We start from the raw sequence: 19,128 nt of genomic DNA, 5'->3' as shown, positions 1-19,128 counted from the left end.
CCCAAGGCTTAGCGATTGCGCTTGCGGGCGGCCTCCTGTTTGCGTTTGCGGCGTAGGCTGGGTTTTTCGTAACGTTCACGCCGTTTGACTTCCGAAAGAATGCCCGCTTTTTGGATTTTTTTCTTGAATCGCCGTAGAGCGGACTCAATGGATTCGTTTTCACCTAAACGCACTTCAGACACGCGCTAACTTTGCCTCCTTGATGATGGATAAGAACGACGACGGGAGCGCCGAGGGCGATCGCTCCCTTGATGATCTATTTTAGGCGTACTTTTGGCATCGTCATAGACATCTAAGTAAACCTGCTGACCGGCGGCTTGGGCAGCAGCCTGTAGAACCGCTCGAATGGCATGGAGATTGCGACCGCCACGGCCATAGACGCGACCCTTATCCTCGCCAGCAAAGGCAAGGCGTACCCAAATGCGAGAATTGGCAGGGGAAAACTCCGCATGCAGCCGCAGGGTTTCCGGTGCTTCCATAAAGGGTTCTAACAGGAAGCGAATCAAGGCAGCGTAGTTGGGGGCAGCCGACTCAGTCATTGCCTATTTTTTGGCAGTTTCGGGGAGAAGATTCGCTTTGACAAACAGCCGCCGCACGGTATCTGTGGGTTGTGCGCCCTGCGCCAAACGCCGCTTGATAGCCTCTTCCTTGAGGCGCACTTCATCACGGATCGGATCATAGAAGCCCAGTTCTTCAAGGGCACGCCCATCGCGGCGATCCGTATTATTCATGGCCACAATCCGATAGGTGGCGTTCCGTTTTTTGCCGTAGCGTTTGAGACGCAGTTTAATCATGTCAGCCTATGGAGATAAAAGGGGCAGGTTTTTATCGACAATTTTCTAGTATAACGGACATCCCAAATCGGGTAAAGTAGATTGCGGTTCGAGTTGAGCACTGCCGATGACAAAGACAGCATGGTTATTTCCCGGCCAAGGGTCGCAACATCCAGAAATGATGGCGGATTTGCTGACGGCCTATCCCCCAGCCAAGGAGCGGTGCGCACAGGCAGCGGCTATTTTGGGGTGGTCGGTCATTGACTGCTGTGCAGGTCGTATCGGTAACTTAGATCAAACCCTCTATACCCAGCCCAGTTTGTTTCTGGTGGAGAGCTTGCTGGTGGATGCCCTCAAGGAACGGGGGGCAAAGGCAGATTTTGTCGCGGGGCATAGTCTCGGCGAATATGTTGCCCTCTATGCGGCGGAGGTTTTTGACTTTACAACAGGACTGAAGTTAGTGCAGCGGCGAGCCGAACTGATGAATGCCGCTGGGGGGGGCAAGATGGTGGCCTTGATTGGCTTTGACCGCGAGCAGTTGCAAGAGGCGATCGCCAGCACGCCCGATGTGGTTCTGGCCAATGATAACCATCCGGGGCAGGTGGTGATTTCGGGGCTGCCGGCAGCGGTGGACGCGGTGCTAGGCAAAATTAAAGTGAAGCGAGCCGTTCCCTTGAATGTGAGCGGGGCTTTTCATTCCCCCTTTATGGCGGAGGCCGCAGCCACGTTTGCCACGCTGCTGGAGGAGTGCACCTTCCACGAGGCGATCTTTCCCGTCTTGAACAATGTCGAACCTGAACCAACCACGGATGCAGCGGTGATCAAGGCACGGTTGCGATCGCAGATGACCGGCTCGGTGCGGTGGGTGGACACCTGTCATGCCCTTGCGGCAGCGGGGGTGACCCAAGCCCTTGAAATTGGCCCCGGCAACGTACTGGCCGGCTTGGTTAAACGCACGACCCCCGAGATCACCGTTACGAGCATTGCCACGATCGCTAGTTTGGAGAGCCTTGGGTGAGTCGCGATCGCGAGCCGCTGATCAGCCTGCTCCTCTACCATCTTTTCAAATGGTCAGTGGTGAGTCCACTCCTGCACACCTATTTTAGGGGGCGCATCTATGGTGCCCATCAGGTACCGCTGCGAGGACCACTGGTGGTAGTGGCCAATCATGCCAGCTACTTTGATCCGCCCCTGATTTCCAACTGTGTGCGCCGACCAGTGGCTTGGATGGCTAAGGAGGAATTGTTCCAGATTCCCATTTTTCGGACATTGATTCGGTGGTATGGTGCCTATCCTGTGAAGCGGGGAGCCGGCGATCGCCGCGCATTGCAGGCCGCCCTCAAAGCCCTAGAACAGGGTTGGGCGGTGGGGGTCTTTTTGGAGGGCACCCGCACCAAGGATGGCCGTATTAATGACCCAAAACTAGGGGCAGCACTAATTGCCGCCAAAGCCCAAGCCCCCCTCTTACCGGTTTGTCTTTGGGGGACACAGGAGATTCTCAAGAAAGGGACATTTCCCCGACCGGTTCCGATTACGGTGCGCATTGGTGCTCCGATTCCGCCGCCAGCTTCGGGCGATCGCGCTGCCCTAGAAGCGGTCACTCAGCACTGCTGCGACGTGATCCACCGTCTCCATGACTTGGGTCGCTAGAGCAGACCATCCTTAGTCGCCATCAATTTGAGGAGATCCACCACACGGCAGGAATAGCCCCACTCATTGTCGTACCAGGCCACCACCTTAAAGAAATTGGCATTGAGTTGGATCCCCGCTGTGGCATCAAAGATACTGGAGCGGCCATCACCAATAAAATCACTGGAGACAACGGCCTCTTCGGTATAGCCGAGAATCCCCTTGAGGTCTCCCTCAGCCGCTGCCTTCATTGCCGCGCAAATCTCGTCATAGCTCGTGGCCTTCTCCGTTTTGAAGGTCAAATCCACCACTGACACATCGGGCGTAGGAACGCGAAAGGCCATCCCGGTCAACTTGCCCTTGAGTTCCGGCAACACCAGTGTCACTGCTTTAGCAGCGCCGGTAGAGGCGGGAATAATATTTTGGCCAGCACCCCGGCCGCCGCGCCAATCCTTCTTACTGGGGCCATCCACCGTCGGTTGGGTTGCAGTGACAGAGTGCACTGTGGTCATTAACCCCTCAGCCAGCCCAAAGGTTTGATGGAGTACCTTCGCCACCGGTGCCAAGCAATTTGTGGTGCAACTGGCATTGGAGACAATCACATCCACCGCTGGATCAAAGGCCGCATCATTAACACCGACGACAATTGTTTTCACCTTATCGGCATCCTTGGTGGGGGCTGAAATCACCACCCGCTTGGCACCCGCTTGTAAATGCTGAGCTGCCCCCTCATAGCCCGTAAATAAGCCAGTGGACTCAACGATATAGTCGGCGCCAACCGATCCCCAAGGCAGTTCTGCGGGATTGCGAATGGCCGTACAAGGAATGAACTTGCCATCAATTTCGATGCCCTCTGCCGTGGCCTTGACGGTTCCGGGATAAATGCCGTGGGTGGAATCGTACTTAAAGAGGTAGGCAAGGTTATCCGCAGGCACGAGATCGTTAATGCCGACAAACTGAATATTGTCGTAGGCAAGACCTGCCCGTAGCACCAAGCGGCCAATGCGGCCAAAGCCATTAATACCGACTTTCAAGGTCATGAAAACTCTCCCAAGGCAATCAACTAATAACGGGGTAGGGTTGGATCCACTGCCGCAGCATAGGCATCAATCCCACCGACAATGTTCTTCACATTACGGAATCCCTGCTGAATCAACCAGTGACCCATTTGCGCCGATCGCACACCGTGGTGGCAGAGGACCAAGGTTTCCCGATCTGGATCAAAGAGCTGGCAAATTTGGGGCGACCATTGGGGAAACGCACTCAAGGGCAAAGGCGTAAAGTGAGGAAGATGGACGATCGCCCACTCCTCTGGTTCCCGCACATCAATGAGTTGCAAGGTATCCGCCTCTGTGGCTAGGCGTTGCGCCAATTCCACCACTGTGATTTGTCCTAGCATGGTTTCCCCTTGATTCTAGGGGGATAGATCGGGGATCGTATTGAAATCATCCTTAAGATTCACCTGCCGGCGGTAGGCTTTGGTAGGCCACCTCAATCACCGTTGGTTGATCAGCCACTTGGGGCACATCCAGTACTGCCGTATTCACCAAGTTAAAGAGGGGATTGGCCAAGATACCCGCTAAGGAGGTGGCAATCACCGTCATCACTAAACCCACCTGCAAAGGACGCATACCAAAGCTTGACCAAGACACCTCTGGGTAGTTTTGCACGGCTGGCGACATTTCTTGGGGTTCCTTGACCACCATCATCTTGACGACGCGGATGTAGTAGTAAATCGAGATCACACTCGTTAATAAACCCAGCAGCACCAGACCATAGGCACCCGCTTGCCAGCCCGCCCAGAAGAGGTAAATCTTACCAAAGAAGCCAGCCAAGGGAGGAATGCCGCCCAAGGAAAGCAGACAGAGGCTCAGGCCAAGGGTAAGCAGGGGGTCTTTTTGATAGAGGCCGGCATACTCACTAATTTGATCGGTACCGGTGCGCAGAGAAAAGAGAATGACACAGGTAAAGGCACCAAGGTTCATGAAGAGGTACACCAGCAGGTAAAAGAGCATACTGGCATAGCCTGCCTCAGTGCCAACGACAAAACCAATCATCACAAAGCCCGCTTGGCCAATGGAGGAGTAGGCCAGCATCCGTTTCATACTGGTTTGGGCAAGGGCAACCACATTGCCGAGAATCATGCTCAGGATCGCCAGCACCGTAAAGATGAGTTGCCATTGATCGGTGACACTGGGGAAGGCCAAGGTCAAAAAGCGAATGGCAAGGGCAAACCCAGCCGCTTTGGAGCCAACGGAGAGAAACGCAACCACAGGCGTAGGGGCACCCTCATAAACATCCGGCGTCCATTGGTGAAAGGGCACCGCCGAAATTTTGAAACTAATGCCGGCAATGACAAACACCAAGGCCACCACCAGACCCAAGGACTCCGCCGAGAGCGCTTGGGCAATTTCTGGTAATTGGGTGTGCCCACCGGAGAGGCCATACAACAGTGATGAGCCATAGAGGAAAATGGCAGAACTGGCCGCACCAATCAGGAGATATTTCAAGGCGGCTTCGTTGGAGCGGCTATCGCGCTTGGTGTAGCCGGTGAGCAAATAGGAGGCAATACTCAAAGTCTCTAGCGCCACAAAGATAAACACCAGTTCTTGGGCGCCGGCAATGAACATGCCCCCCACCGTGGCCGTCAACAGAATCGTCATAAATTCGCCGAGGGAACTGCCCGTTTGCTCAACATAGCGAATGGACATGAGAATCGTGCCCAAGGCTGAAAGGGCAATGAGTCCCCGGAAGAAGAGGCTGAGGTGATCGGAAATAAAGCTGCCAAAAAAACTGACGGTGTCGGGCTGAGTCCACAGGGGAATCATCGTGGCGATCGCTCCCCCTAAACCAACAATGGCAAAGTAGGGGGTCCAGCGATCGGCTTGGCGTCCCTGAATCAAATCTGCTAAGAGGACGACGAGCAGCGTCACAATCACAATGGTTTCCGGCAAAATGGTGCCTGCATTAAGCTGTCCGGCCAGTGTCACCAAATCCATAACTCTTTACGCGCCTTGATGGAATCCCCCATATCTTATCATTCAGATTTTCATTTCACTGTTTGCCAGCGATCGGCTTCTACTTATGAGTGGGATTAGTTTTTACCAATCTCGCTGACTTGCGGATCCGGTTCCCAAATTTGAATCAGGCCACTGGCATGGGCAGCAGCAATTTGTTTGCCCCTAGGGTGCATGGCTAAGCTGGTAATTGCCCCGAGGCGTTGATTGGGAATGCGAGCAAAGGACAAAAGACCTTGACCTTGGTCTTGCCAATACCATAGGCGCAATGTTCCGGCTTCACTGCCAGACGCTAGCAATGACTGATCTGCTGAAAGAACGACCGCCTCAATGGGAGCCATTAACTGCTGACAAAAGACTTCCCGTTGCTGGGGTACCTGCCAGATGCGCATACAGCCATCGTGCCCCCCACTGATCAATAAGCCGCCCTGAAGTGCGAAGACTAGAGATTGGACGGGATAACCATAGCGCTGCTGTCCAAGGGTAGCCCATGGCTTTGGCGTTGCAGCATCCACCAGCCGAATGGTGCCATTGTTGAGACCACAGGCTAACCAGTGACCATCGGGACTCCAAGCAAGGGCGCAGATATGACTTTCAAAGCTCAGTAAACCAATTTGAGCTTGCTCTTCCACGTGCCACAACCGCAATGCTCGATCCTGCCCACCACTGGCAATGAGGGGCAAGTGAGGATGAAAGGCAAGGCAAGTGATCGGGGCGGTTTGCCCTCGTAAGGGAATCTGGCGATCGCTCAAACGGTGCCATACTTTGAGTTGAGCCTGCTCTAAAGCAATTGCGAGCCATTGACCGTCGTGGCTAAGAGCAAGGGTACGAATATCATTGCCAAATTGCCCTAGGGTCATCAGATATTGACTTTGCAACCAAAAGGTGGGTGGCAATCCCAAACCCGCCGCAATGAGTTCACCACTCGGACTAAACAGGACGCTTCTGGGAATGCCGCTGACCTGTAGCCGCACATGGGGCGACCACGAAGAATCTTCATACTGAAGGCATCCCCGACAATGGAGTAGGGGTAGAAGGACAGCCTCTAAAAAGTCCTGAGCTAAATCTGGATCGGCATTGAGGTGCAGCAGTTGTTGCCATAGGCCTTCACCGAGTTGGTATAGCTCATCCAAAACCAAGGAATTGTTGGCTTGAGCGCACAAATTCCACATGGATTCAGTCGTCATCAAGAGTTCTGCCAAGACCTTGGCTGGAAGCTGTTGTTGCCCCAGACACTTTGTAAAAGCGGCGTGCCTATTCGGATTGAGGTAGGAGGCCACCTCTTGTCGGACAATAGTTTGCAGCGCGGGTGAGAGTGGCTGGGAGGGCAAGTTAATCGCTGGTTTATTGGCATCTAAGGCTTCAAGCACCTCAGCAACCGATTGAAAGCGATCGCGATAGTCATAGCAGACCATCCGATCCAAAATACTGGCCAATGTTTCATCAACCGAGCTTTTTAACTGTGATCGCCAATCCAATTCACCGTCTTTGGTATGGTAAACCAAGTCATCGGGGGCACATCCTGTGAGGGCTTGCAGGGCAATGATCCCCACGGCGTAAATATCGCTAGCAAACTTTGGCCGACCGGCAAATTGTTCCACCGGCATATAGGCAGGAGTACCAATAATTCGCGAGACACGGGTGCGACCGTTGGTTAATACTTCCGTTGCCGGCAGTTCTTTGACAGCCCCAAAGTCAATAATCACAATCTGGCGATCGCTATGGCGGCGGAGCAAGTTATCCGGCTTGAGGTCACGGTGAATCACCTGTTGGTCGTGAACAGCTTTGAGCGGCTGTAGGATTTCAAGCAACAGTTGCCGCACCTGTCCTGAAGACCAAGGTTCACCTTCACGAATTTCTGCGCTCAAGGGTGTGCCATCAATGAATTCCTGAACAATAAAGAAATTTTGATCTTCCTCAAAATGGGCATAGAGGGCGGGAATTTGGGGATGACTGCCCAAGCGATGCAGTTGTAGTGCTTCAATTTCAAACATTTGCCGCAAAATCGGCAGTGTCTGTTGATCCACCTCTGTCATGCGAAGCTGCTTGACAACGCAAGGTTGATCAAAACACAGTTTATCCACGGCACGGTAAGTGATGCCAAACCCACCGCACTCGGACAAAACCGCCGTTGTTTGGTAGCGATTTTGCAACAGTCTGAAGTTGGTCATTATTCGCTGATTGGCTTGATTGAGCAACTCTTGTTCTAGCAATCTATCGCATCAATACCCGCAAAGAGCCGCGATCTCCATCTAGCTCAGCCGCCACCCCCACGGGTAATGCAGCATTGACCCCCTCATGGCCAAAGGGCAAGTCACTGACAATGGGAATCCCCAAATCCCCCAAGCGATCGCCCAAAACCTCAATCACGCGAAAATTGGGTTGGGTGGTGGCATCCTCACAGCGACTAAAACGCCCGAGAGCAATCCCCTTAATCTGATGCAACAGACCACTGCGGCGCCACTGCGTCAACAGGCGGTCAATGCGATAGGGGGCTTCACCCACATCCTCTAGGGCCAAGATCACATTCTCAAAAGCTGGGCAATCAGGCGTTCCCAGTAGATGCGTCGCAACTGTTAAATTCCCCGCCAAGAGACGACCCTGCACCACACCGCCCCCCCAACCGGTTCCGGAGAGCGGCTCTAGGGGTTTGCCCCGCACCAGATCAAAAAGCCGCTGCTGACTCCAAAGAGGTTCTGCCGCTAGCGTGGTGAGTACTGGGCCATGGACACCGGCCACCCCTTGGGCAGCATAGCTCCACAGCAGAGCCGTAATATCCGAAAAACCAATCAGCCATTTCGGCGACACCGCTGGCCACTGCCACTGCTCCAACAGACGAGTCGCCCCAAATCCACCCCGCCCGCAGAGAATGCCCTTAATAGAATCATCTTGCAATAAGTGCCGCAGGCGATCGCGCCGCTGTTGATCGGAACCCGCAAGGTAGCCCCAGCCTGTAAAGGCAGCTTCATCGACAATCACCTCATAACCCTGGGCTTGCCAACAGGCCACTCCCTGCCAAAAAGGTTCCCTTTGGCGGAGGACACCACTGGGAAAGGCGACGGCAAGGCGATCGCCCGGCTGAAGCGGCGGCGGTAATGTTGCAAAGACGGTCACGTTAGAAAAAATTAGAATTGCGGTAAAACTGCAAGCGCCCCGTGCCGATATTTTGACCCATGGCGCGATCGCCCCCCCGAGGAAAGGCGGTCACAGCAAAAAGATACGTCCCATCCCATTGGGGATTGCGCACAGGAGCAACCTCAACCCGCAGGTACGACCCCGGTGGCACAGGGGGATCAAAGGTCACTGTGAGCAGCGCTGAATTGCCATCAAAGGTCACCTCGCCCAAGGGAATCGACTGGCGGGAGCGATCGCCGATAAAGGCACGGGTACGTTGGGGCAAAAAGTAAATCGTCTCAATGCCGGGCAGTTGCTGAATGTCAAGACGAGCCAGGGGTTCGCCTGCGGTAGTTGGTATCTGCACAATGAAGTTGTAGGTGGTATTCGTCAGCCACACTTGAGGATAGCGGGTATTGGCTTCAATAAAAATGGGCGGCTGATCAAAGGCCACCCGACCATCAGGAAACTCAACCCCGAGGCTCTGAGGGGTCAAAGCAGCTATGCCAACAAGGGCGATCGCTAGGAGCCGTCCCATGCCTTATTTACCCCGCGAGGGGGGTTCTGTGCCGTGGGCGATCGCGCTACTACAGACCCAGTTTTCCGGCAGGCCGGGGTAACCGCGCCGCAACGCCTCTGGACAAATGGTATAGATCGTCAGTTGGCAATCAATCAGTTGCAGACCATACTTCTCCGTTTGCTTCAAGGCCTGCTTGAGAATAGAGTCATTATCAAACTCGGTCGTGCGGTTACATTGCACACACACCATGTGGTGATGGTGGTGCGGAGACATTGTATTGAGTTCGTAGTGCTTGTGTCCCTCAGCCAGTTCCAACTCCCGCAGAATACCCATCCGTGACATCAACTTCACAGTGCGATAAACGGTGGATAAACTAATGGAGTGTCCCTGTTTGCGCAACTCATGGTGCAGGTCTTCAGCGCTCAGGTGATTGCCCTTAGGCAGATTCTGGAAAATATTGAGAATGGTTTCTCGCTGTGGCGTCAACCGCCAGCCCTTCTCATTCAGTTCTGCCTTTAAGGCTGCTGCTGTATAAAGTGGCATAGGAGATTCGCTTGATCTGCCGATATTGGTTTGCATGATAGCCGACAACAAGTGTCATTTGCAACAACCGCAACTTATTGAGAATAATTACAATAGTTTTACTGAACTTTCTGCAAATCAGTTGCAACGCCTAAGCAGAATCCAAGCAATCATCAATGGGTTGAATAGTCTAGAACCCAGTTCAAAAACCAATTTTTAATTTGTTTGCCGTTGCGGCTTGGGTCGCTGGAATTTTGACATCGGGGTAAAGTCTTCGACGGGCACATCCTTGAGCGCTTGACTCATGAAATCCCGCCAAATGGGTGCCATAAAGCCACCCCCCGTTGCTCCCTGCCCCAAGGGCGCATAGTTGTCATTCCCTGCCCAAACAGCCGCTGCGAGTTGCGGCACATAACCAACAAACCAAATATCCCGCTCCGAAGAGGTAGTACCTGTTTTCCCTGCGGCGGGTCGGCCAATGTTGGCTGCTGTCCCTGTCCCACTGGTGATCACACTCTGCATCGTATTGTTTAGGGCGGCAGCGGCCCAAGGATCAAGCACGAGTTTAGGGCGCGGTGTGTGATCCAAGAGCAAATTGCCATTGTTATCGGTGACTTGAATAATCGTCGTGGTGGGGGATTGCCAGCCATTGTTAGCAAATGTGGCATAGGCAGCGGCCATTTCCAAGGGCGTGAGATCCACAGCCCCCAAAGGCAAGGAGACGACAGGAAGCATGGGACTGGTAATGCCAAGGGTACGGCAAATTTCAATCACGCGCTCAATGCCCACCTCTTGGCCAAGCACAATCGCAGGAATATTGCGGGATGTGGCCAAAGCCATGCGCATGGACATCCCACCCATAAAGGAGCCATCGTAATTTCGCGGCACATACCACCCACTGCCATCGCGATACCTAACGGGTGAGTCGTTAATTCCAGAATCGGGCGTGTATTTGCCACTGGCATAGGCAGCATAAAAGACAAAGGGCTTAAAGGCAGACCCCGGCTGACGCATCGCTTGGGTGGCGCGATTAAACTGACTGCGGTTGTAGTCCACACCGCCCACAAGCGCTTTGACATAGTGCGTTCGTGGATCCACCGCCGCCAAGGCCAACTGATCGGCGCGCACACCACTGCCCCGTAGGGTTTGATAGCCGCGTTGGATTGCCTCTTCGGCCATTTTTTGCACCTTGACATCAAGGCTACTTTGTACCCGCATTCCCCCACGGATGACCGCTTCACGACCAAATTGGCGGGTCAACTCCTGCAAGACAGCATCCGTAATCCAAGGGCTACGACTGCGCTGGAAGGAGGTAATTTCCCCCAGCTTGATCGGTTCTTGGGCAGCGGCAGCCGCCTCTTGGGGGGTAATCCAATCCAATTCCACCATCCGATCCAGCACCAATTGCTGTCGTTCCTTGGCGAGGTCAAAATCCACAAAGGGGCTATAGGCCTCTGGTGCTTGAATAATGCCAGCCATCATGGCGGCTTCGGCAAGCGTGAGATCAGCGGCATTTTTTTTGAAGTAGCTTTGGGCTGCGGTTTGTACGCCGTAGGTATTGTGTCCCCAATAGACCTGATTGAGGTACATCTCCAAAATTTCGTCTTTGCTGAAGATCTGCTCGAGGCGCATCGCCAGAACAGCCTCAGCCACTTTACGGCTGATGGAGCGATCTTGAGATAAAAAGAGATTTTTCACCAATTGCATCGTCAGGGTAGAGCCACCCTGTACGGTACGCCCCGAGGTGAGGTTGACCATCAAGGCACGGGAAATACCAATGGGATTAATACCGCGATGCTGGTAGAAGCTACTGTCTTCGATCGCCATCACAGCCAGCTTCAAATTGGGTGAAATTTCGCTGAGGGGAACGACTTCGCGGTTTTCTTCATCGTGAAGGCTGACAAGGAGGGTGCCCTTGGCATCGTAAATGTGCGTCGTTTCACTGGGAATGTAGCCCCGCAGCGATCGCACATCCGGCAGATTCCGAAAGCTAATGGCCAAGCCCAGCAGGCCACCCCCGATCGCCGCACAACCAAAGGTCATCCCGACAAGAAAGGTGCGGTTGGCAATTCGCAGTACCCCACGCCAGAAGTTTTCATCTTGGGGGCGGGTTTGGGAGGGGTGTTTGCCAAGGGTAGTAGTGGACACGACAGTCGCTTCCTCACGCCAATTATTTTTTACTTCGTATATGATTTTTTTATTGGGATAAAAGTAAGGGATGGCAAAATTGCCGCGCGATCGCAATTGATTGCTATCATAGCCATCCTAGACCAGAAAATGTCCTCACCCAAATCAAATGCCCAATCCAATGCCCAATCAAGTGATGTCTTCAGACCTTGAGGCCACAATTGCACGGTTACAGCGCGGCGTTGTCGAAACGTTTCCCCATGTCCCTGATTCCACCAAACCCGAAGAAAATCTCTGGGCCTATTTGCGGCAAACGGAGCGCCCACTGCGAATTAAGTTTGGCATTGACCCTACGGGCAGTGAAATTCACCTCGGTCATAGCATTGTCCTACGCAAGTTACGCCAGTTTCAGGATGCGGGGCACTGTGCCGTGCTGATTATTGGTGACTTTACGGCTCAAATTGGCGATCCCACAGGAAAGTCGGAGGTGCGCAAACAACTCACCCCTGAGGAGGTAGCAGCCAATGTGCAAACCTACCTTGAACAGGTGAAGCCTATTTTGGATTTTGAGACCCCCGGCCGCTTAGAAATCCGCTACAACTCGGAGTGGCTCGCCAAACTGGATTTGCGCAAAATTCTCGAGCTACTGGGAACGATGACTGTCAGCCAAATGCTGGCCAAGGAGGGGTTTGCCGAACGCTACGCCAACGAAACGCCCATTTTTCTCCATGAGTTTCTCTATCCATTGATGCAGGGCTATGATTCAGTGGCAGTGGCCGCAGATGTCGAGTTGGGGGGGACGGATCAAAAGTTCAATATTGCTGTCGGTCGCGATTTACAGCGGCACTTTCGCTTGCCCACGGTGCAGTTTGGCCTATTGATGCCGATCCTAGTGGGCACCGATGGGGTACAGAAAATGTCCAAGTCCCTTGGCAACTATGTGGCGCTTACGGAGTCGGCAGCCAGTATGTACTCCAAGCTCGAAAAAATTCCCGATGCCTTGGTGAACCAATACATTGAGTTGCTCACGGATTTGCCCTTGGACAGTTTGCCCACCAATCCCCGCGATCGCCAGAAAGCCTTGGCCCTAGAAGTCGTGAGTCAATATCATGGCCGCGATCTCGCCCTGCAAACCCAAGCGGAACTCGCCGCGATCGTCACCCAAGGGCAAACAGCACAGGCGGGATCAATTCCAGAGTATTCCCTTGGGGAGTTTCAGTTTCCTGTGAAGCTGACCTATGTACTCAGTCATACCAAGCTCTGCCCCAGTAGCAGCGAAGCACGGCGGCAAATCCAAGGGGGTGGCGTCCGCCTCAACAGTGAAAAAATTACCGATGTGGACTTTACCCTCACCGCACCGGAACCCTATGTCAACCAAGTGCTGCAAGTGGGCAAGAAAAAATTCCTGCGCTTTGTGCCCTAGGTGCTTTTTCACCTTCTCTGCCAAGATTCATTCAAGATAGAGATAGAACGTTCAGGGGAGAGCGCAGATGAGTGAGCAGGAATTTCAAGCCAAGGTACTCAGTGAGTTGCAAGCATTGCGCACAGATGTGGAGAAACTGCAAGCAGATGTCACTAATCTTCAGACTGACCTACACAAGCTGCAAAGTGATGTGAGTGAGTTAGCCACTCAGGTGAAAAATCAAGAGTACAAGTTTGAGGTCTATCAACGGGGAACTGATGCCATGGTGCGGATGGCAACAACGATTATTATTGCGGCGGCATCAGTAGTGGTTCTGTCGAGTCTTTCCCCGGCGATTACAGCACTTGTGAGCGCGATCGCCCACCAAGGGAATTAACTGCAACGATGACCCTAGGGCTGGTTCCACGATTCGTTAAAATCTTCTTATTTATTGGCTTGATGCTCTTGAGTAACAGTTTGGCTGTGATTTTTCCCCTGCACACGGTAGAAGGACTCGGTAGTGGTGTGACCAAAACGGTTTTAGACAATGGCCTCACGGTGCTGATCAAAGAGATTCCCACCGCACCCGTCGTCAGTTTGCAGGTGTGGTATCGTGTGGGTTCTCGCCATGAACCCAAGGGAGAAAACGGGATTGCCCACCAACTAGAGCATTTGATGTTTAAGGGCACCAAGAGCCGTCCCGTACAGTTTGGTCAGTTGTTTTATGCCCTTGGCAGTTCTTCCAATGCCTTTACCAGCTACGATATGACCGCCTACCACCACACAGTGCGGGCTGACCAACTGGAGCCACTGCTGATTCTCGAGGCGGATCGCCTGCGCAATACCCTGATGACCCCCGATGCCCTTGAGAGTGAAAAGCGAGTGGTGATCTCGGAGCTGCAAGGCTATGAAAATAGCCCTGAATATCGCCTCAGTCGTGCCGTAATGGCAGCCCTCTATCCCCATCATCCCTACGGTTTGCCAGTGGGAGGAACGGCCAGTGATGTGGAGCAGTTTACGCTGCCAGCGGTGAAAAGTTTTTATCACCAGTACTATCGCCCCGATAATGCGGTTGTGGTCATTGCTGGCGATGTCCGTCCGCCAAGGGCACTGGAACTAGTCAAGAACACCTTTGGGCAGATTCCTCGGCCAACCGACCCCCTGAAGTCTCCTTCATTACCGCCACCAACGGCAGGTCAAGCCCAGCGAATTCGCCTGACAGAACCGGGGAGTGCGCCGCTATTACAGATGTTGGTACCGATTCCAGCGATGACCCATCCAGATCAGGCGGCTTTGGATGTGCTGGATATGCTCCTCAGTGGCGGACGCAGTTCGTACTTGTATCAGGAATTGATGGAAACCGGTCAAGCCAGTTCGGCCTACTCCTATGTGGCAGCGTTACAGGAGGGGGGCTGGTTTGAGATTGGAGCGATCGCGGCCCCGGAGCAATCCCTTGAGACCATTGAGCAAACCATTGGCCAGATTCTCAACCAACTCGCGCAGCGTCCCCTCACCGCAGGTGAATTGCAACGTGCCAAACAGCAGCTTAAGGCCAATTTTATTCTCCGCAATCGCGACATTGATGCCCAAGCCAGTCAACTGGCCAATGATGAAACGCTGACGGGAGATTACCGCTTTAGCGATCGCCACCTTGCGGCCATTGAAAAGGTCACGGCTGCGGATGTTCAACGAGTGGTGCAAACCTACTTTGGGCGCGATCGCTGGATTGTGGGGGAATTTATTCCCAGTGAATTTGCCGATGTCGAGCTGGCAGGTCGGCCGGGTGCCCAAACCACCGCCCATAATCTTGTCGGTGAGCCAGTGGATCCGCAAACCATTGCCGCCTATTTACCCCAAGGGAGTGGGCAGGCTGCCCCTGAGGTCAAAAAAAACGGGGTGGAAACCTTCACCCTGAAAAATGGCCTGCGGGTGCTCTTATTGGTGGATCGCAGTACACCAACGATTACGCTGGCGGGGCGCATTGATGCGGGGACGGCCTACGATCTGCTGACGCAACCGGGGGTGGCCAACCTCACTGCTGCCAATCTGCTCAATGGCACGCGGCGCAAAAATGCCCTGACACTGGCACAAACCCTTGAGGATCGCGGCATTAGCCTAGAATTCAGTGCCTTCCGTGATGGCGTGGATATTGAGGGCTATGCCTTGGCCAGTGAACTGCCGACGCTGTTGCAAACCCTTGGTGAAGTCCTTCAAGAAGCCACCTTCCCAGAAGCGGAGTTTAAGCTCAGCCAACAACGCTATCTCACGGCCCTGAGTCTTGAGGCGGATGATCCTGTGCGCTGGGGACGCCGTGTGCTGCAAGAAACCCTCTATCCCGCCAATCATCCCCTGCATCCCTTTGCCACCCCTGAATCTGTACAGGCGATTCAACGCCAAGACCTGTTGAACTTTTATCGTGCCGCCTATACGCCAGATCACACGATTTTGACCCTCGTGGGAGATTTTGACCCAGTGGAGGTGCGATCGCGCCTCAATGAAATTTTTGGCTCTTGGCAACCCCAAACGGATCCCCTATCCCTAACCTTTCCTGCGGTTTCGCCGCCCGAGCAAACCCTCTTTAAGAATGCGGTGATTGCCGGTAAAAGCCAAGCGATGACCTATCTGGGGGCGCCGGGGATCGATCGCCGCGATCCTCGCTTCTACGCAGCGATGCTGATGAATCACATCTTGGGGGGAGACACGCTGGCCAGTCGCTTGGGCACCGAGATTCGCGATCGCCAAGGCTTGACCTACGGCATCTATAGCTTCTTTAGTGCCAGTCGGCAGGCAGGGCCTTTTATCATCCAACTGCAAACGGCTCCCGAAGATACCGCTAAGGCGATTCAAGCCACGCTGCAACTCCTGCGGGAGGCACGCCGCCAAGGATTCACTGCTGCCGAATTGGATGCGGCCAAGCGCAGCCTCAGCAATACCTACATTGTGGAGTTGGCCAATGTGGATGTGGTGGCACGGACGCTGTTGGGAAATGCCAGTGTGGGCTTACCGCCAGAGGAATTGCAACAGTTTAGCGATCGCCTGAAGAGCGTCACATTGGATCAGGTGAATCAAACGCTGCGAGACCTCATTGATCCAGACCACCTCGTAATTGTCACTGCCGGTCCAACCGTTTCCTTTAACCCCTAAGACGATGGCCAGCCTTAGCCTAGGACTCTACCAACTGGAACAGTGGGCCAACCAATGGGTGACGGGTCAACTGAGTGATCTGACCGTGATCAGTGTCGGTATTGTCTTTCTCGCGGGACTCCTCACCAGTTTGACGCCCTGTACCCTCTCGATGCTGCCGATTACGATTGGTTATATTGCTGGCTACGCCACAAAGCAAAATGGCTCCGTCGTCCGTCAATCTCTTTGGTTTGCGCTGGGGCTTGCTAGCACGCTAACGGTTCTGGGCATGGTGGCTGCCGTTGCGGGTCGCATTTATGGTCAAGTGGGCTGGGGGCTGACGATTATTGTCAGTGTGGTGGCGATTCTCATGGGCTTAAACTTGCTTAATGCCCTACCGTTGACATTTCCCCGCAGTCGCTTCCTAGAGGAACTACCGGATCGCGTCCCTGCGGGCTTACAGGCCTATACCCTAGGGGCCACCTTTGGCTTGGTGGCAGCACCCTGTAGTACCCCTGTCTTGGCAACACTCTTGGCGTGGGTAGCAACAACCCAAAAGCTTCTAGTGGGGGCAGGTTTGCTCTTGGCCTACACCACGGGCTATGTTGTGCCCTTGATCGTGGTGGGGACTTTTAGTGGTGCGCTGCAAAAGCTGCTGGCTCTGCGGCAGTGGTCGAGTTGGATCACGACCTTGAGTGGCGTGCTACTCATTGCCTTTGGGGTCATTGCTTTGGCCATTCGGCTCTAGCGATCGAGGGTCTTCGGATTTTCCGTTAGCTAGCAATGCAAGCACCTCTGGACAAAAATATCCTCTCAGCTCGGCAATTTTCCCAAACTCTGTCTCCACTCTTGCGGAGGCACACCACTGTACCAACTCTTTGAGCATCAAACAATATACTTTTAGGAGCACAGCTCCTTTCTCATAGGCTGTCATTCTAAGAATCAAATTGAGGTTTAGATAATGTCTTTGATAAAACGTTGTATTGCAGAGTTTATAGGCACTTTTTGGTTAGTGCTTGGAGGGTGCGGTAGTGCTGTCCTTGCAGCGGCCTTTCCCTACACAGCCCAACCTGATCAAAATTCAAACTTCTTTGGTTTAGGTTTTTTAGGAGTGTCGATCGCCTTCGGTTTGACACTGTTGACGATGGCCTATGGGATTGGCCATATATCCGGCTGTCACATCAATCCAGCAGTTTCCTTTGGGCTATGGGCTGGCAAACGGTTTCGTAGTTCTGATTTATTGCCCTACATTGTTGCCCAAGTAATTGGCGGAATTGTGGCCGGTGGCGTGCTGTATGTGATTGCTAGTGGCCGTCCGGGGTTTACTTTGAGTGGTTCCAATCCCCTCGCCACTAATGGCTTTGGCGAGCATTCCCCGGGTGGTTATGGTCTAGTGGCTGCTTTGATCACAGAGGTGGTGATGACGTTTATCTTTCTTCTAGTGATTCTTGGTGCCACTGACAAGCGAGCACCCAAAGGCTTTGCTCCTATTCCCATTGGTTGGTGCTTGACACTCATTCACCTGATTAGCATTCCCGTCACCAATACCTCGGTCAACCCCGCCCGTAGTACAGGGGTGGCCATTTTTGCTGGTTCTGAATTGATGGCTCAGCTTTGGCTGTTTTGGTTGGCTCCCATTGCCGGGGCGATCGCTGCCGGATACGTTTATTTGAACGTGTTTGAGGCTCCGAGTAGCGAAAACGCTGAAAACGCTTAAGCTTGGGGACGAATCAGCACAATGGGGGTCTGCTCATCGGCATTGCCCGCAGGATTTTTCTTCAGGGCAGCGGTCAGTAATTGGCTCGAGACCCCCTTGCTGGCAGCAAGAACTTTGACAGCACCTAAATCATTGACATCCACAATGGCGATGCCCAAACCCGTTTTTGCGGCAAGGTCATCCACAACCGCTTGGGGGTTGGCGGGTCCCATGACAATAAATTGATCGTAGGGGGGCAGGGTACCTGTCACATCGTCAATGAGGCGGGCTTGTTCCCCAGCCAATTGATAAAAGCCGCCTTTGTGGCCAAAGACTTTGGCGATCGCCCCCCCCAAAAAGGCCAAGAGTACCCGTAGCTCGCCCACTTCTTCGACTAAGGCTTGCATGCCACAGGCCGTTGCCAAACTGGAAGTCGGCAAGAAGAACTGGCACACCCGCGTTGCTACCCAGCCGGGGCGCAGTTGGGCCGGATCCTTGAGGCGGCCTTGAATAATGGCAATGGGGGTTTCGCCAATAGCGACAATATCGCCTGCTTGGGCATGGGGCATCACGTAGCGATTGAGCACCTCTAGGGGAATATCCAACGGCGTCAGTAAATGGGTGCGAATGGAGAGTACCTGACACCCTTGCGCCTGTCGCCACACACCTGTATCTCCCTTGGCTGGAAACTTGAGGGGGATAAATTCATGGTGGGTTTTCGGGAAGCGGCCATGGGGGCCATAGGCAATGTAGTGAATCTTGACCCAAGCGGCCTTGACCTCGCTGACACCCATTCCCTGCACATCCACACAAATCTCGACATTCGTTTGCTTTGTGGACTTGACGATATAGGCAAACCAATAGCCATCGGCACGGGGGGGAAACTCTGGCTCCGGGTGGCGGGGGATGACCTGCACATCCGTCTGAATCATATCGACACGGCCATCGGACAATAGCACCACCTCGGCGCGTAAATCTGGCACCATCACCTCAAGGCCACGATGAGGGTTGCTCAGTCCCAATAGCCCAACAAAACGGTAGTGGGTTGGCTCATAGATTTCCAGATTCCAAGTGGCACGGATCACTTCAAGGGGATGGGCTGGCCGCTGGCGATACCGCCCTTCCAAAGCGATCGCCACCAAGAGGGCTAGGAATCCTAGGGCGGCTGCCCCTATGCCGATAACTGTTGCAATCATCACCTGTCC

General features: G+C 53.7%; 19 protein-coding genes. 7 read left to right on the top strand and 12 right to left on the bottom strand.

The window, feature by feature from the left end; genetic code table 11:
• Positions 1 to 8 precede the first annotated feature (8 nt).
• From rpsU to rpsP, 3 genes are read right to left on the bottom strand one after another with little or no spacing between them, the layout of a single operon-like run.
• Positions 9 to 182, bottom strand: coding sequence for a 30S ribosomal protein S21 (rpsU, locus tag KV190_RS09295; RefSeq protein ID WP_015126245.1), 174 nt, complete (start codon positions 180 to 182; stop codon positions 9 to 11).
• Between the two features lie 3 nt (positions 183 to 185).
• A complete protein-coding gene (locus KV190_RS09290) occupies positions 186 to 539 on the bottom strand; it encodes a KH domain-containing protein (protein ID WP_181494762.1) in 354 nt (117 codons plus the stop codon).
• Between the two features lie 3 nt (positions 540 to 542).
• Positions 543 to 794: a 30S ribosomal protein S16 gene (gene rpsP, locus KV190_RS09285; RefSeq protein ID WP_149819178.1), complete on the bottom strand. Its 252-nt coding sequence runs from the start codon at positions 792 to 794 to the stop codon at positions 543 to 545.
• Between the two features lie 106 nt (positions 795 to 900).
• On the opposite strand from rpsP, the gene fabD reads away from it, so the two are divergent.
• Complete coding sequence (gene fabD / locus KV190_RS09280; RefSeq protein WP_460193005.1) at positions 901 to 1,791, top strand: ACP S-malonyltransferase; 891 nt, start codon at positions 901 to 903, stop codon at positions 1,789 to 1,791.
• The gene (locus KV190_RS09275) at positions 1,788 to 2,423 is read left to right on the top strand and encodes a lysophospholipid acyltransferase family protein (protein ID WP_460193004.1); all 636 of its coding nucleotides are present in this window, start codon (positions 1,788 to 1,790) and stop codon (positions 2,421 to 2,423) included. The genes fabD and KV190_RS09275 overlap by 4 nt, the downstream gene beginning before the upstream one ends.
• Here the strand turns inward: KV190_RS09275 and gap are convergent.
• The 8 genes from gap to KV190_RS09235 all read right to left on the bottom strand — a co-directional run bounded on the left by gap (position 2,420) and on the right by KV190_RS09235 (position 11,723).
• Entirely contained in the window at positions 2,420 to 3,442 is a 1,023-nt protein-coding gene (gap, locus tag KV190_RS09270; protein ID WP_460193002.1) for a type I glyceraldehyde-3-phosphate dehydrogenase, read from the bottom strand. The two genes, KV190_RS09275 and gap, sit on opposite strands and share 4 nt — an antisense overlap.
• 23 nt (positions 3,443 to 3,465) lie before the next feature.
• Positions 3,466 to 3,801 carry a rhodanese-like domain-containing protein gene (locus tag KV190_RS09265; RefSeq protein ID WP_460193000.1) on the bottom strand — a complete coding sequence of 112 codons (336 nt, stop codon included), beginning with the start codon at positions 3,799 to 3,801 and terminating at the stop codon, positions 3,466 to 3,468.
• A 52-nt stretch (positions 3,802 to 3,853) separates the two neighbouring features.
• Entirely contained in the window at positions 3,854 to 5,401 is a 1,548-nt protein-coding gene (locus tag KV190_RS09260; protein ID WP_460192998.1) for an NAD(P)H-quinone oxidoreductase subunit N, read from the bottom strand.
• A 95-nt stretch (positions 5,402 to 5,496) separates the two neighbouring features.
• Positions 5,497 to 7,590: a protein kinase domain-containing protein gene (locus KV190_RS09255; protein WP_460192996.1), complete on the bottom strand. Its 2,094-nt coding sequence runs from the start codon at positions 7,588 to 7,590 to the stop codon at positions 5,497 to 5,499.
• A gap of 43 nt (positions 7,591 to 7,633) precedes the next feature.
• Positions 7,634 to 8,533 (bottom strand): S66 peptidase family protein, encoded by a 900-nt coding sequence (locus KV190_RS09250; protein ID WP_460192994.1) that lies wholly within the window; start codon positions 8,531 to 8,533, stop codon positions 7,634 to 7,636.
• Position 8,534: 1 nt separating this feature from the next.
• A complete protein-coding gene (locus tag KV190_RS09245; RefSeq protein WP_460192992.1) occupies positions 8,535 to 9,071 on the bottom strand; it encodes a DUF2808 domain-containing protein in 537 nt (178 codons plus the stop codon).
• A 3-nt stretch (positions 9,072 to 9,074) separates the two neighbouring features.
• Positions 9,075 to 9,596, bottom strand: coding sequence for a transcriptional repressor (locus KV190_RS09240; RefSeq protein WP_181494752.1), 522 nt, complete (start codon positions 9,594 to 9,596; stop codon positions 9,075 to 9,077).
• A gap of 195 nt (positions 9,597 to 9,791) precedes the next feature.
• Positions 9,792 to 11,723: a transglycosylase domain-containing protein gene (locus KV190_RS09235; protein ID WP_460192991.1), complete on the bottom strand. Its 1,932-nt coding sequence runs from the start codon at positions 11,721 to 11,723 to the stop codon at positions 9,792 to 9,794.
• Positions 11,724 to 11,898: 175 nt separating this feature from the next.
• On the opposite strand from KV190_RS09235, the gene tyrS reads away from it, so the two are divergent.
• The 5 genes from tyrS (at position 11,899) to aqpZ (ending at position 17,944) form a co-directional block, all read left to right on the top strand.
• Complete coding sequence (gene tyrS, locus KV190_RS09230; protein WP_460195262.1) at positions 11,899 to 13,125, top strand: tyrosine--tRNA ligase; 1,227 nt, start codon at positions 11,899 to 11,901, stop codon at positions 13,123 to 13,125.
• Between the two features lie 67 nt (positions 13,126 to 13,192).
• Complete coding sequence (locus tag KV190_RS09225) at positions 13,193 to 13,501, top strand: hypothetical protein (protein ID WP_460192990.1); 309 nt, start codon at positions 13,193 to 13,195, stop codon at positions 13,499 to 13,501.
• An 8-nt stretch (positions 13,502 to 13,509) separates the two neighbouring features.
• Positions 13,510 to 16,248, top strand: coding sequence for a M16 family metallopeptidase (locus KV190_RS09220; protein WP_460192989.1), 2,739 nt, complete (start codon positions 13,510 to 13,512; stop codon positions 16,246 to 16,248).
• 4 nt (positions 16,249 to 16,252) lie between these two features.
• Positions 16,253 to 16,975 (top strand): cytochrome c biogenesis protein CcdA, encoded by a 723-nt coding sequence (locus KV190_RS09215; RefSeq protein ID WP_460192988.1) that lies wholly within the window; start codon positions 16,253 to 16,255, stop codon positions 16,973 to 16,975.
• A gap of 213 nt (positions 16,976 to 17,188) precedes the next feature.
• Entirely contained in the window at positions 17,189 to 17,944 is a 756-nt protein-coding gene (gene aqpZ, locus KV190_RS09210; protein WP_460192987.1) for an aquaporin Z, read from the top strand.
• Here aqpZ and KV190_RS09205 read toward each other — a convergent pair.
• Complete coding sequence (locus tag KV190_RS09205; protein WP_460192986.1) at positions 17,941 to 19,119, bottom strand: F420-0:Gamma-glutamyl ligase; 1,179 nt, start codon at positions 19,117 to 19,119, stop codon at positions 17,941 to 17,943. The genes aqpZ and KV190_RS09205 overlap by 4 nt on opposite strands.
• Positions 19,120 to 19,128: the final 9 nt, after the last annotated feature.

This window comes from Thermosynechococcus sp. FA-CM-4201 (genome assembly GCF_054689355.1).
The sequence above is the reverse complement of the archived record's forward strand: the minus strand, read 5'-3'. Positions and strand labels throughout refer to the sequence as shown.